Source organism: Capilliphycus salinus ALCB114379, from assembly GCF_047276495.1.
Lineage (GTDB): Bacteria > Cyanobacteriota > Cyanobacteriia > Cyanobacteriales > Microcoleaceae > Capilliphycus > Capilliphycus salinus.
This window is the reverse complement of the sequence record NZ_CP178543.1, coordinates 5,279,291-5,291,674: the sequence shown is the minus strand read 5'-3', so window position 1 is coordinate 5,291,674 and position 12,384 is coordinate 5,279,291. Positions and strand designations below refer to the sequence as shown.

General features: G+C 44.3%; 16 protein-coding genes. 7 read left to right on the top strand and 9 right to left on the bottom strand.

Translation table 11 applies throughout. The features are described from left to right. Positions 1-40: 40 nt before the first annotated feature. The 8 genes from ACL6C3_RS21470 to ACL6C3_RS21435 form a co-directional block, all read right to left on the bottom strand. Positions 41-190: a hypothetical protein gene (locus tag ACL6C3_RS21470; protein ID WP_413161080.1), complete on the bottom strand. Its 150-nt coding sequence runs from the start codon at positions 188-190 to the stop codon at positions 41-43. A gap of 202 nt (positions 191-392) precedes the next feature. Continuing rightward, on the bottom strand, positions 393-1,811 hold the full coding sequence (locus ACL6C3_RS21465) for a tetratricopeptide repeat protein (protein WP_413161079.1): 1,419 nt from the start codon (positions 1,809-1,811) through the stop codon (positions 393-395). Between the two features lie 118 nt (positions 1,812-1,929). After that, positions 1,930-2,523 (bottom strand): hypothetical protein, encoded by a 594-nt coding sequence (locus tag ACL6C3_RS21460; protein ID WP_413161078.1) that lies wholly within the window; start codon positions 2,521-2,523, stop codon positions 1,930-1,932. A 151-nt stretch (positions 2,524-2,674) separates the two neighbouring features. Beyond that, complete coding sequence (locus tag ACL6C3_RS21455; RefSeq protein ID WP_413161077.1) at positions 2,675-3,019, bottom strand: S-layer homology domain-containing protein; 345 nt, start codon at positions 3,017-3,019, stop codon at positions 2,675-2,677. A 19-nt stretch (positions 3,020-3,038) separates the two neighbouring features. After that, positions 3,039-4,016 (bottom strand): S-layer homology domain-containing protein, encoded by a 978-nt coding sequence (locus tag ACL6C3_RS21450; RefSeq protein WP_413161076.1) that lies wholly within the window; start codon positions 4,014-4,016, stop codon positions 3,039-3,041. 130 nt (positions 4,017-4,146) lie between these two features. Then, positions 4,147-5,481, bottom strand: a complete 1,335-nt coding sequence (ctpB, locus tag ACL6C3_RS21445; protein ID WP_413161075.1) for a carboxyl-terminal processing protease CtpB — start codon at positions 5,479-5,481, stop codon at positions 4,147-4,149. 623 nt (positions 5,482-6,104) lie between these two features. Next, positions 6,105-6,698 (bottom strand): cyclin-dependent kinase inhibitor 3 family protein, encoded by a 594-nt coding sequence (locus ACL6C3_RS21440; protein WP_413161074.1) that lies wholly within the window; start codon positions 6,696-6,698, stop codon positions 6,105-6,107. A gap of 81 nt (positions 6,699-6,779) precedes the next feature. Continuing rightward, positions 6,780-7,832 (bottom strand): GUN4 domain-containing protein, encoded by a 1,053-nt coding sequence (locus tag ACL6C3_RS21435; RefSeq protein WP_413161073.1) that lies wholly within the window; start codon positions 7,830-7,832, stop codon positions 6,780-6,782. A gap of 393 nt (positions 7,833-8,225) precedes the next feature. Between ACL6C3_RS21435 and bchM the strand changes: the two genes are divergently transcribed. The 7 genes from bchM (at position 8,226) to map (ending at position 12,061) form a co-directional block, all read left to right on the top strand. Then, positions 8,226-8,915, top strand: a complete 690-nt coding sequence (gene bchM / locus ACL6C3_RS21430) for a magnesium protoporphyrin IX methyltransferase (protein WP_413161072.1) — start codon at positions 8,226-8,228, stop codon at positions 8,913-8,915. Between the two features lie 219 nt (positions 8,916-9,134). Then, positions 9,135-9,554, top strand: coding sequence for a hypothetical protein (locus ACL6C3_RS21425; RefSeq protein WP_413161071.1), 420 nt, complete (start codon positions 9,135-9,137; stop codon positions 9,552-9,554). A 47-nt stretch (positions 9,555-9,601) separates the two neighbouring features. Then, entirely contained in the window at positions 9,602-10,180 is a 579-nt protein-coding gene (locus ACL6C3_RS21420) for a Uma2 family endonuclease (protein WP_413161070.1), read from the top strand. Positions 10,181-10,247: 67 nt separating this feature from the next. After that, the gene (locus ACL6C3_RS21415) at positions 10,248-10,493 is read left to right on the top strand and encodes a hypothetical protein (RefSeq protein WP_413161069.1); all 246 of its coding nucleotides are present in this window, start codon (positions 10,248-10,250) and stop codon (positions 10,491-10,493) included. A gap of 3 nt (positions 10,494-10,496) precedes the next feature. Continuing rightward, on the top strand, positions 10,497-10,796 hold the full coding sequence (locus tag ACL6C3_RS21410; protein WP_413161068.1) for a type II toxin-antitoxin system RelE family toxin: 300 nt from the start codon (positions 10,497-10,499) through the stop codon (positions 10,794-10,796). Between the two features lie 31 nt (positions 10,797-10,827). After that, complete coding sequence (locus tag ACL6C3_RS21405; protein WP_413161067.1) at positions 10,828-11,202, top strand: DUF423 domain-containing protein; 375 nt, start codon at positions 10,828-10,830, stop codon at positions 11,200-11,202. A gap of 94 nt (positions 11,203-11,296) precedes the next feature. Then, the gene (map, locus tag ACL6C3_RS21400; RefSeq protein ID WP_413161066.1) at positions 11,297-12,061 is read left to right on the top strand and encodes a type I methionyl aminopeptidase; all 765 of its coding nucleotides are present in this window, start codon (positions 11,297-11,299) and stop codon (positions 12,059-12,061) included. Positions 12,062-12,123: 62 nt separating this feature from the next. On the opposite strand, the gene ACL6C3_RS21395 is transcribed toward map, so the two are convergent. Further along, positions 12,124-12,384 (bottom strand): hypothetical protein, encoded by a 261-nt coding sequence (locus ACL6C3_RS21395; protein WP_413161065.1) that lies wholly within the window; start codon positions 12,382-12,384, stop codon positions 12,124-12,126.

The window sequence follows — 12,384 nt, the reverse complement described above, 5'->3', positions numbered from 1 at the left end:
TTAGAGGAGATCCGGAAAAATTTCGAGACTTGAAAACGGTTTATTGATTCGCTAAAATCCCCGGATATAAGCTCGCAAGCGTTGTCTCAGCTAGGGTTTGAATTTCCACTTGAGTCGAAACTGTGGCTGTCACAAGAGCAACTAACGCACTGAGAATCAATTTTTCTATCCGGGTGGCTTGCGTTTCCATAGCTGAAAGACAATTCGGGGAATAGTGGTTATCTACTCTGACATATGTATCGAACCGGTCAGCTTATGCAGTTTGTTTAATCAGGGTCTCGGGTCTCGGGGTAGCAAAAACCCGGTAACTTTAGAGAAACCGGGTTTTGTAGTCTCTGTACTCAATTTACCCACCAAGCCGCCCCAAAAAGACGGGTTCGGTGTAAAATACCTCAATCTATTTCTTTTATTTGCTTGCGGATGTCGCTGACGGCTTGGTTGTTCCCCAACTCCTCAAAAATCGATAACGCTTGTTGATAGGAATCTATTGCTTTTTGGGGTTGACTGCTGCGACTGTAGACTAACCCCATGCTATAGTGAATTCCGGCTTGACGAGAGCGATCGCCCAGTTGTTCAAATAAAGCCAGTGCTTGCTGATAAGACTCCAAAGCGGTTTGAGACTGTCCCAATTTGCTGTAAATTGCTCCCAACTCATAAAGTGTGATCCCCGCTCCGAAGCGATCGCCCGCTTTTTGGAAAACTTCTAACGCCTGTTGATAAGTTTCGATCGCATCTTGGGTTTGGTCAAGTTTACCATAAATCCTGGCGGCACGATAGAGAACCCGTCCTTGACGGTCTGGAAGTTTCTGTTGGACAAAAATAGAAGCGGCTTCTTGATAAGATTGTATGGCTTGAGAATATTGTTCAAGCTGATAGTAAGCCAAACCGCTCCCTTCAAGCGCCATTCCCTCTCCGAGACGACTATTGACTTGACCATACAGACGACCCGCTTCTTGATAAGCTTCTAATGAGTCTTGGGAGTTTTTCTGGATCAAATAAATTGCACCCATACTCAACCAACTCTCGGCTTGTTGTAAGGTGTTGCCGGCCTGTTGAAGTAGCGGTAAACTTTGTTGTAGGCGATCGAGGGCTTGGTTGTATTGGTTTAATCCGAGTAAGGCTTTACCCCAATAACTCAGAGCAATCCCTTGATTTGCGCGATCGCCCAATTGTTCGAGTTGTTGTGTGCTTGGCTCTAGATATTCGACGGCTTTTTGATAATTGCCATCTTGATGATAAGCCACGCCCAAACTGTATCCTACCAAAGCTTCAAGTTTCTGTCTTTCCGGAGCGGATAAATCCGATTGTTTTAACCAAGATAAAGCTTGTTGATAATAATTAATCGCTTCTTTTATGTTTCCTGAAGCATGATTTGCACCCGCCATCGCCCGCAATAACATCCCTTCCAAGCTGGGATTGCTAAGTTGTCGGACTAGGGTTAAACTTTGTTGATAAAATTCGAGCGCTTTAGTATAATCTTTTTGTTCGTGATAAACTGAACCGATCAAAGCGAGCGTTCCCGCTTCCCCGAGACGGTTGTTGACTTGACGAAATTTGGTTAAAGCTTTTTCTAGGGTGGCGATCGCCTGTTCCCACTGTTGACTTTTCAACTGCTGTAAACCCATCTCAAGTAACAGTTTAGCTTCGGTATCGTCGCCTTGAGAGGTTTGAACTTTGGGAGTGATTAAAGTCTCAACCCCGGTCGGATAAGAGTTACCATTGTTGAGATTTTTAAGAACTTTGGCTTCGCCCGGGTTGGTAGTGACGAGAGTTAATAATACAGCCAGTCCGGTGGTAAGATGCAGTTTCATAGCTCTTTTCTCCGATGCTCACAAAGAAAAATGTTTGTCGTTCAATCAAACCTATTTCCAAGCCATCGGAGCTTATGCACATCTCGAAAAAAGTTGCTTGTGGACTAGCAAGGCGGGGTTATTCGGGGTTAAAATTGCGAAAATCTCGAATTCGGAATCCTTCCGAGCGAATTTGCACGTCACAATTTAACGGACTTTCTTCAAAATTACAAACATAGTAAGCCAGCAAATCGCCCAAACGATTACAGACTCGTAAATTATAACCATAACTGCGAGTAACCGAACCAAATCGAGTCAAAAAAACATATTGTCCGAGATATTTTTCCCGATTCCAGTTAATCCGATTCACCACAATTGTCACCAAATTATTCACGTACAAATCCGGTAGAAGTTGGGTAATTTTCGGTTCAACATACCAAGTTTCTAGAAGTTCATAGGGTTGGCGGGTTTCTGGGGGTTGTTCAACATAAAGTTGAATATCGGTTTCCTCTTGAATTTCCTCAACAATCTCCGGTTCCAATGTCGAATAGCCATAAAGTTCCTGTGCTAACCATAAATTGGGAATACTGAGTTCGGTTTGAGACAGGGGAGGAGAAGGTAAGGTTTCGGTTTCCCAAAAACAAGGTTTGGGCGGTTTAGGAATGAGAAGGGGATCTATTTGTTGCGATCGCAGAGATTGACCCAGAGGATGTAAACTCAAAAGTAAAGTCAAAAATAGGTTTAAAAATTTCAATCGGGATCGAGCGTGCATAGAGAAGTTCATGGAATCGAGTCAAAAAAACTCCCAGGCGATTTCGTTAAAAAACGTTCATCCCGGGAAAATTGTAAGCATTAAAATCAACCCTTTCAAGTTGCAAAATTGTTTATTTCTGCGGTTTGACAATATACTCGGAAGAAATCGGTTCGGCTTTGTCAGACTCAACCAAAGCCTGATAAATGAGCGCCGAGACTTCCGCCCGAGTTGCGGGTTGATTGGGGTTGAGGGTACTGGTTTCGGGATAATTAACTACCAGTCCCGCTTGGGTAGCGGCGGCGACTTTTTCAACCGCCCACTGGGGAATTTGCTCCGCATCCTGATAAGTTTGTTGTAATACTTGTTCAGGATTTTTCGGGAGTTTGAGATCCAACCCGCTCGCCAAAGCCACCAAAACTTGAACCCGAGGCACCGTTAAATTCGGATTAAACACCTCGCCGGGATAACCAGTCATAAAACCGGTTTTGGTGACATCAACGATCGCCTGTTCGGCCCCAGTAGCTTTGATCTACATCTTTATAACTGGGTTGACCGGATTTACTTTGTTCCGGAATAAAGGCATTTTCGACTAAAGCGGCAAATTCAGCCCGTGTGATCGGTTGAGTGGGCTTAAATGTACCGTTAGCGTAGGGGACAATAATATCGTTTTGAGTCGTATACTCAATAAAGTCTCTGGCCCAGAAGTCTTCCGGTACATCAGCAAGCACCAATGGTACTGGTGCCTCTGGAGTTTGTGTCTCGCTTTGAGCGGCTTGTTGTTGGGGTTGAGGACTGGCTTGGGTTTCCGGTTCAGTAGCCGTTGGCTCTTGAGGCGGAATGATGGGTACTACCGTTGTTTCAGTCTCGCTTTGAGCGGCTTGGGGTTGAGGCTGAGGAGTTTCTTCAGTCTCGCTTTGAGCGGCTTGGGGTTGAGGCTGAGGAGTTTCTTCAGTCTCGCTTTGAGCGGCTTGTTGAGGAGTTGTTTCAGTCTCCGGTTCAGTTTCAGTCGGATCGAGAGTCGGAACGGGTGCTATGGTTACGGGTGAACCCACATTTTCCGCAGACCCGGCGGTGTCTGGAGGTGCAAAGAAGAAGGGAGTAAAAGCCAAAGGTCGATCAACACCTCTGGAGTCAGAATCAGCGATGGTGCGATCGTCAGCAGAGAAAACTTGAAACAAATTTCGGTTAGAGGTGCGAGGAATAGCAACTCGCTCGCCAACTTCTTGACCCCGATAGCGGGCGAAAGAGTCTTCTAAAACCCGGGATAAATTTAAGTCATCGGAAGCGGTCCTTTCAGGAACCGGAACAACAGGAGGGGTAGCAAACTTTTGCTTATCGGGTTTGGCATCTTTACCCAAGATCCAAAAGAAAATACCGCCCAGCGCCACAAGAGCCACTAAAACGGCAATCCATTCGTCATTATTTCGGGATGAACCTTGGGGTGATGAATTCGGAGGTATTGAGTGTGACATAATAACACTTGAATCCACACAACATCACCATCAAGATTACCTGCTATTTTCCGATGTGACAATTCCTCTGGGGATAGACAACAGACTGGGGGCAAATTTCAACTCTCAAACCCGCCCCCAATTGCTTCTCTTAACGCTTGTGAGTTTCGCTAACCGCTAAAGGTCGCGAAGCGGCTTCTGTTTCTAAAATGGTAATCGCCTGAGAATAGTAAGGATCTTGGCGAGTGCCGATTAATTTGGGATCGCCTGCGAGTTGTTTTTTCTGATCTTCGCTCAGTTGGAGTTTGACGTCGGGGGTGACTCCTTTTTTGCTAATATCGGTACCGTTGGGGGTGTAGTAATGGGCAATGGTAACGGCCAAACCGGAACCATCCGATAAAGAAAACACCGATTGAACTAATGCTTTCCCGAAGGTTTGATCGCCCATAATCACCGCCCGATGATTGTCTTTCATGGCACCGGCGAGAATTTCGCTGGCGCTGGCGGAGTTTCCATCGACTAAGACGACGGTGGGTAAAGTGGTGATGGCGGTGCGGTTGGCCCGTATTTCTTGGGTGGAGCCATCGCGATCGACGGTGCTGACAATAACGCCATCATTCATCCACATCCGAGCAATTTCAATACTGCTGCGGAGCAAGCCTCCGGGGTTTCCGCGCAGGTCAAGGACGAAAGCTTCTGCTTTTTGATCGACCAATTCTTCCATCGCCTCTTTCATTTGTTCTGCGGCGTGGGAGTTGAACTCGCGGAGTTGAATGTATCCGACTTTGCGTTCTCCTTCGGTATTGAGGCGATGGTAAACGGCTTCGAGTTCGATGCGAGCGCGGGTGAGGGTGACATCAAATTCCGGTTGTCCGGGGCGTTCTATTCGCAGTTGAACTTGAGTTCCGACGTTACCCCGGATTTTTTCGGCGGCTTGATCAACGCTCATTCCTTTTGTGGAGATGCCATCTATTTCTAAAATTTTATCTCCGGCTTGAATTCCGGCTTCGCGAGCGGGAGAATTTTTAATCGGGGAGACGACAACGATGGTTTGGGTTTCTTCGTCGAGTGAAAGCTGCATTCCCACACCGGACAGTTCCCCTGCGGTTTGGTTGGTTAACCGCTCGTACTGTTTCGGGTCCATGAAGCGGGTGTAGGGATCGTTTAGCTGTTCTAGGGCTTGACGTAAGGCGCGATAAGCTTCTTCACGGGATGAGTATTCTTTGCTGAGGAGTTCTTGGCGAATGGCTTTCCAGTTTTTGCGGTTGAAGCTGGGATCGACATACTCTCGATAGACGATTTGCCACGCCTCATCAATGATGGCTTTCGGACTGTTTTGTAAGCTTGCATGGACGGCGCTACTGATACCCGGAACTGCGAGGGTAGAAATGGCGGCGATGACCATTAAGCGTTTGGTTTTACTGCGGATGGCCCCACTGAGAAGGCGATGGCAAATTGAAGAAAAGCTTTTTGCGTAGTCGTTCATCTAGTCTTCCTCTGGCTTGATTCCCTACACGGGGATAAAAATGCAACACATTGGGGGTATAAACCCCATAAAAATCGAAATTTAGAGATAATCTCCGTCTGGCTCGAGTATTGAGCCGTTGGAGTTAACAGGTAATTAAGGGTGAACTGGGTCGGGGGTAAATGGTCGCTCGAAACTCGGATGAGCCGAGCATCTACGGGGATATGGCATTGGGGATTTGCAACTGTTCCTCGGTTTTGATGATGGCTCAAGTCGATTGAGTTTCTATTCCATGAGTTCCCTCGCTTTGATATACCCTTGACTGGTCCACCTTTCATATCGTTTCCTGGCTGGTCGGGAATATAGACAATCTTTATCGTGGATCTTTACAGAATCATCTGAGTAGGATTTTACTTGTTCTCGATGTCATACTCCTGTTTTTTAGTGTAGCTAGAGTTTGAGTAAATTGGAAATGTTCTAATGTTAACATTTTTACTCGGTCCGTTTAAAAGGGATCGCCAGTGAATCTGAAAGTTTCCTTAAAAGTTTGGATATTAAGGACTTGCGGCTTTGACAGGTCTTCGGCGCTGAAAATTTTCCGCTACTTTTGTTACAATCAAAAGATTAACCTTTGCCCAGTTCAGTTAATTGCGAAAATTTCGAGACAAAATGGGCAGGTGAGTTTCCCAAGCTCGGGCGAACTCGGTGATATAATTTTCTTGTTGTTGGGTTTCTATGGTGTATTCGCGGGTTTGGCGAACGATTTTAATGGCCTCTTGGGGGGAATAATCCAAGGCCACCAAACAGCAAGCGGCGACCAAGCCGGTCCGTCCTAAACCGCCCATACAATGGATAACAACGGTTTGATTCTGTTGGGCCTTGAGCAGAATTTGCTGGACTAAAAGTATTAATTCCTCTGTGGAAGAGGGAACGCTCATATCTTTGATGGGGAACCAAATCGAAAGCATTCCCCTGGCTTGGGCTTGGGAAATTAGATCGGGAATTTGTACGGCTTCAAATTCGTGCGGTTCGATCAAAGAAACTAAAATATCTGTATGATAATGGTTTCTGAGGCGATCGAGATCTTGCTCCAAATTCCGATCCCACATAAAGTGCATTCCTTGATGTTTTTTTCCGGGTGCAAAAGTTAAGCCGATTTGACCGGGATAGGAAACTTGCTCTGGGGGAAGGAAATCTACGGTAATGGGATCGTTTTCAGAGGTTCGTTTGAGATTCATTTTCGGTTTTCAAAAGGTGTTGACAATGGATTGTTTCTCCTGTGATTGTAACGGGGTTTGAGATTCTGGGCTACTGAGATGTTAGAGTTGACAAGCTTCTAGGCGAGAAAATAGCAAGTTTCGGGCTTGGATTTCTTGAGAGGTCAGGGGTAAGGAATTGGGGGAGATGAATTGGTAAGTTAATTCTTTTTCCATTCCGGTTTCTAGTTTTTCTAAGCGGGGAAGATGACCGAGGGGTGCATCTAGAGAAAAGGTGAGTTGATCGTAGGGTTTCCAAATTTCTTTTCCATCGTCTCCGGTTTCGATCCATCGCACTAAATCGTTAAAATGAATGTAGGCATCGGGATCGTATTTTCGCAGATGTTCTTCTGTTAAAATATTTCCGGTTTCTTGATAAATTTGTTTTTGAATACTCAAACCAAATTGTTCCCCGGAATATCTTCTCCACAGTTGATCGATGGCTTGTAAGTCGGAACAGGGGAAGTTTTCAATGGATTCGCGATCGAGGTCGCCTTCGGCTTTTCGATTGCTGACTTTCAGCATGACTTCGTAGGTTTTGAGATCGGCTTCTTTCCATTTTCTTTCTTGTAGCAGTTTCTCTAATTGTTGAATTTCTTGAGGTTTTCGGATGCAGGTTTTTTCGGCGGTTAATAGGTTGATATCGATGGCGGCGGGTTCTTGATTGATATTGATAATTTCTAGGGTACCGACTCCATCTTTAATGATTTTGTCGATTTGTTCTTGAACGCTTTCAAAGGTATTTTTTTGAGCCGGATCGGAGGCAACCAAAACTCTTATTTTATCTCCTTCTTGAATGGCATTTTCACAGAACGAGTTGGGCAGGGCGTACAAGTTGAGCGTTTCGGGGTTGACGGTCATCTCAAGGGCGTCTATGTAACCGCGAAATTTTTTTTTCTGCTGAATGTAGCCGTTAGAGAAGCCAAAAAGTTCGCCGTAAAAATTGATAACATTTTGATTGTTTGAGTCCAAATAATTGAACAAATTAACGTGGGTTAAAGTTCCATAAACGGTAAAAATAGAGCCGAGTATCATTCCCGATAAAAAAGCGGGAAGCGGTTTAAAGATTTGTCGAATAGTTGTTTCTGTTTTTTCAGAAAAGCGAGTATTTTTCATGGTGAAGCTCGGGTAGATGCAATGGCATCAAGAGGGAAAATAAATCTGGAAAATGAAAGCCACTAACTCAGATAAATCTAGGTAGATCAGAGGTTGGTTTCTATTATACAAATCCGGAGTGATGATGACACTTGTGTTGGAAAAGTTTTGACGATTTCAAGAAGAATTGATAGATTGAGTCTGTGGAAAAAGGGCAAGGGGAGAGAGTCCGGGGGAAACCAAAGGAATCCGATTCAATCCTACAACTCGGAGTTTAGCGCTTGCGTAAGCCAACCCCATCCCCGCCCAAATTGGCAAAATCAAGGTCGGTGGTATTGGCTGAAAATTTGGTCTCATTGTAACGGATAATGTTAGGGTAAACTGTTGGACTTCAATTAACAGCAAACCAAATTTATGAGCGTTGCAGACGATAAAACCGTTGTTCGGGAATATTTTAACTCTACAGGCTTTGATCGCTGGAGACGCATCTACGGCGACGGGGAAGTGAACAAGGTTCAACTTGATATCCGTAACGGACATCAACAAACTATCGATCGCGTGTTAGACTGGCTAAAAGCAGATGGTAATCTTTCGGGTTTGTCCATTTGCGATGCGGGGTGTGGTGTGGGGAGTTTGAGTATTCCTCTGGCCGAGGCGGGTGCGATTGTCAACGCTAGCGATATCTCTGAGAAAATGGTCTCCGAGGCCAAAGAACGGGCTAAGGCTGTTTTGGGCGATCGCGCTGGTAATGTTCAGTTTAGCACTCAGGATCTAGAAGCTTTGGAGGGTCGCTATCATACCGTGATTTGTCTGGATGTGTTGATTCACTATCCCGATGATAAAATGGCGGATATGATTGCTCATTTGGCATCTATGGCCGAATCTCGCTTAATTTTGAGTTTCGCACCCAAAACCTTGGCTTATACCCTTCTCAAAAGAATTGGTGAGTTTTTCCCCGGACCCAGTAAAACAACTCGCGCCTACCTACATCGAGAAGCGGATATTGTTAAAATCTTTCAACAGAATGGCTTCACAATAGCCCGAAAGGAAATGACTAGCACTCGCTTTTATTTCTCTCGGTTGTTAGAAGCAGTTCGCTCTTAAAATATAACGAATTTACCACCAACCACCATCTGATATGATATCCGCTTAATTAATATTGTTATGGGGCGGGGCGGGTTGATCTCAATCTCCCAGTAGTAGTAAAGATTGCGGTGGAACCCGCCCCTACAAAGCGGATGATTGATTAGTCGGATATCATCTTAGAACAAGCACACAAACTCATCTGTCATCGGTGTTTTTAAATGATTCGAGGGTAAAGCCATGCAGTTGATTAAGCTGATCGCTGCAAGTTTGTTAATTCCTATGGGGCTGTTTTTTTTGCTGGCGATCGCGACGGAATTGATCAACCCGGATGCTTCGGAAGATAGCAAAATCAGCGTCACAATTGCCGGGTTAACGTTGGGTTTACCCGCTTTAGGAATGGGGGGTTGGTTGTTGTGGAATGGATATTATCAATCTCGTCAGAAGATAGAGAATCGCTCCCGCAGGATTCATTCTATCTTCTTTCATTTAATTCTACAAAATCGCGGCACGATCACGGCGAGTCACTTCGCACAATTTACTCAACTCTCTCCCCAGGATGCGGAGAATTTTATTGAAAATAAAGCCCTAGAACTTAATGCGGTTCGAGAAGAAAACCCCGGGGGTGAAACCGTTTATCATTTCCCTTTAGATTATTAGATTAATTTATTTTTTGAATTTATTTGATTGTATTTTTGGAGAAAACAATGATACAAACTCGGACTAAAACTTTAACCCTAGAACAGTTTTTAAACCTTCCCGAAACCAAACCCGCCAGCGAATATATTAACGGTAAAATTATTCAAAAACCCATGCCTCAAGTAAAACATAGCGCAATTCAAGGAGAACTGGTAACAGTCATTAACGGAGTTGTAAAGCCTCAACGTATTGCTTGGGCTTTTCCAGAATTACGATGTACTTTTGGCGGACGTTCTATTGTTCCTGATGTGGCGGTGTTTACTTGGAATCGAATTCCTTTAGACGAAAATGGTGATATTGCCAATATTTTTCCAACTCATCCGGACTGGACGATTGAAATTCTTTCTCCCGACCCAAACCAAACTAAAGTTATCAGTAATATTTTACATTGTTTGGATGCCGGTTGTCAGATGGGTTGGTTAATTGATCCGGCAGAAAAGTCTGTATTTGTTTATCCGATTGGTCAACAACCGATGGTTTTACAAGCGCCCGAACAACTGCTTCCGACTCCCGAATTTATGTCAGATTTTAACTTAAAATTGGGAGAACTCTTTAACTGGCTCAAACCGGGAACTCTTTTTCCGTAATTGCCGACCCCGTTTTAGCAAAACTATTGTATATTAAAAGGTAAGGATTTAAAATCATCATTGAGTTATGACTGTAGAATCAATAATCAATGTTTTGAAATCAGTTCGGTTTGTTGTTGATGCTAAAGGTCAGAAAACAGCCGCACAATTAAGTATTTCCGACTGGGAAACATTGCTGAATTGGATTGAAGATCGAGAAGATGAAGCGATTTTTAAAGAAGCGATGCGCCAGCTAAAAGAAGCAGGAGGAAACCCCCAAAAAGCGGGATGGCTGGATTGGGAATCGGTGAAATCCCAATGGGATAAAGATTAAGTAATGTATCAGATTCAGCTATCTGAATCTGCTCATAATCATGGAAAAAAATTACCTGGTGTCATTCGTCAACGCATTAAAAATATTATTGATGCTCTCGCCCAAGATCCTCGTCCATATAATAGCATTCAGCTTGACTTTGAAACCGAGGACAGTTGGGAACCCAGACGAATTCGTGTTGACTCCTGGCGGATTATATATGCGATAGATGATGAGTTTCAACAGATTGTTATTTTAGCAATTCGGAAACGTCCTCCCTATGATTATTCAGATTTGAGCGATTTATTAACAGACTTAGGTTAAATTGTAGCTAAACTCAATAACAGGAAATCTCATGGATAGAATCTTTTTAACAATTGCAGCAATTTTAGGCGGTTTATCGGTGATGGCGGGTGCTTTTGGCGCTCATGCTTTGAGTGGAAAAGTCAGCGAACGGGCGATAGAAATCTTCGAGACGGGCGCTCGTTATCAAATGTATCATGCCCTGGCTTTATTATTACTCGGAGTGTTACTGAGAAATTCTCAATCTCCTCAACCGTTAATCATCATTGCGGGAATCGCATTTATGATCGGGGTGGCGATTTTTTCGGGGAGTCTGTATGCTTTAAGCTTAACGGGGATTAAGTGGCTCGGTGCGATTACACCGCTTGGGGGTGTGGCGTTCATCGCCGGATGGGGATGTTTGGCGATCGCGACATTAAAGCTATAATTGTCGGTAAAATCTCCCCAATCATGTCGTTATGATACCGTAGAGGAGTAGGCTGAAAATGTAACGAGACAAATTTTTCATTAATTTAGCACAAATGGGAAGCGAAACAATTGTTCTGTTGTCGAGTCGTGAAATTGAAAAAATGCGTCAAGCCGGACGTTTAGCGGCTCAACTGTTGAATCATCTCGAACCAATGGTTAAACCGGGAGTCAGTACCCTAGAAATCAACGATGAAGCCGAACGCTGGACGCAAGCTCACGGCGCTCGCAGCGCTCCTCTAGGATATCACGGCTTTCCCAAATCGATTTGTACGAGTATCAATCATGTGATTTGTCATGGTATTCCCGACGCCAAACAAATTCTTCAAGACGGAGATATTATTAACATTGATGTGACTCCTATTGTAGATGGTTATCACGGCGATACTTCCAAAACATTTTTCGTCGGTACGCCTTCTCCTGTGGCGAAAAAATTAGTAGAAGTCACCTACGAGTCGATGATGCGGGGAATTCAAGCGGTTAAACCCGGTGCGAAAGTGGGCGATATCGGCGCCGCCATTCAGGAGTATGCAGAATCTCACGGTTTTTCTGTGGTGCGAGATTTTGTGGGTCACGGGGTGAATACGACGTTTCACACGGCGCCGCAAATTCCCCATTATGGCACCCGAGGAAAGGGAAAAAAATTGCGTCAGGGGATGGTTTTTACCATTGAACCGATGATTAATGAAGGGACTTGGGAAGCGAAAGTTCTCGAAGATGGTTGGACTGCAATTACAATCGATGGTAAACTTTCTGCTCAGTTTGAACATACTGTGGCGGTAACTGATTCTGGTGTAGATATTTTAACCCTACCCGACTAGACGGATTTTTTAGAGTAGGGTGGGCATTGCCCACGCTACAATTATTATTTATCAAGTATTATTTATAGGATTGGTAATTGGTCTAACATTTTCGCCAGTAAGTTTAAACAACGTTCTCCAAAAATTGCCGAAATTAGCCCAACGGTTAAGGGTAAAATAATAGAAAGACTAATTTGAGTTTGACTCCACGCGGCTAAGTTTCCCGAGAGTCCCCCGTAGGAAAACGGAAGCCACAGGGGAAACAAACCAACGAATGCTCCGATGAGAAAATGAAAGATAATGGTCTTGAGTGAGCGTTGTTGAGAATTTTTTTCAGGTGTCAT

Coding starts and splice junctions, on each gene's coding strand:
- ACL6C3_RS21465 (WP_413161079.1), bottom strand. CDS start 1,811: ATGAAACTGCATCTTACCACCGGACTGGCTGTATTATTAACTCTCGTC.
- ACL6C3_RS21410 (WP_413161068.1), top strand. CDS start 10,497: ATGTATCAGATTCAGCTATCTGAATCTGCTCATAATCATGGAAAAAAA.
- ACL6C3_RS21420 (WP_413161070.1), top strand. CDS start 9,602: ATGATACAAACTCGGACTAAAACTTTAACCCTAGAACAGTTTTTAAAC.
- ACL6C3_RS21455 (WP_413161077.1), bottom strand. CDS start 3,019: ATGACTGGTTATCCCGGCGAGGTGTTTAATCCGAATTTAACGGTGCCT.
- ACL6C3_RS21395 (WP_413161065.1), bottom strand. CDS start 12,384: ATGACACCTGAAAAAAATTCTCAACAACGCTCACTCAAGACCATTATC.
- ACL6C3_RS21440 (WP_413161074.1), bottom strand. CDS start 6,698: ATGAATCTCAAACGAACCTCTGAAAACGATCCCATTACCGTAGATTTC.
- ctpB (WP_413161075.1), bottom strand. CDS start 5,481: ATGAACGACTACGCAAAAAGCTTTTCTTCAATTTGCCATCGCCTTCTC.
- ACL6C3_RS21450 (WP_413161076.1), bottom strand. CDS start 4,016: ATGTCACACTCAATACCTCCGAATTCATCACCCCAAGGTTCATCCCGA.
- bchM (WP_413161072.1), top strand. CDS start 8,226: ATGAGCGTTGCAGACGATAAAACCGTTGTTCGGGAATATTTTAACTCT.
- ACL6C3_RS21425 (WP_413161071.1), top strand. CDS start 9,135: ATGCAGTTGATTAAGCTGATCGCTGCAAGTTTGTTAATTCCTATGGGG.
- ACL6C3_RS21435 (WP_413161073.1), bottom strand. CDS start 7,832: ATGAAAAATACTCGCTTTTCTGAAAAAACAGAAACAACTATTCGACAA.
- ACL6C3_RS21470 (WP_413161080.1), bottom strand. CDS start 190: ATGGAAACGCAAGCCACCCGGATAGAAAAATTGATTCTCAGTGCGTTA.
- ACL6C3_RS21405 (WP_413161067.1), top strand. CDS start 10,828: ATGGATAGAATCTTTTTAACAATTGCAGCAATTTTAGGCGGTTTATCG.
- ACL6C3_RS21415 (WP_413161069.1), top strand. CDS start 10,248: ATGACTGTAGAATCAATAATCAATGTTTTGAAATCAGTTCGGTTTGTT.
- map (WP_413161066.1), top strand. CDS start 11,297: ATGGGAAGCGAAACAATTGTTCTGTTGTCGAGTCGTGAAATTGAAAAA.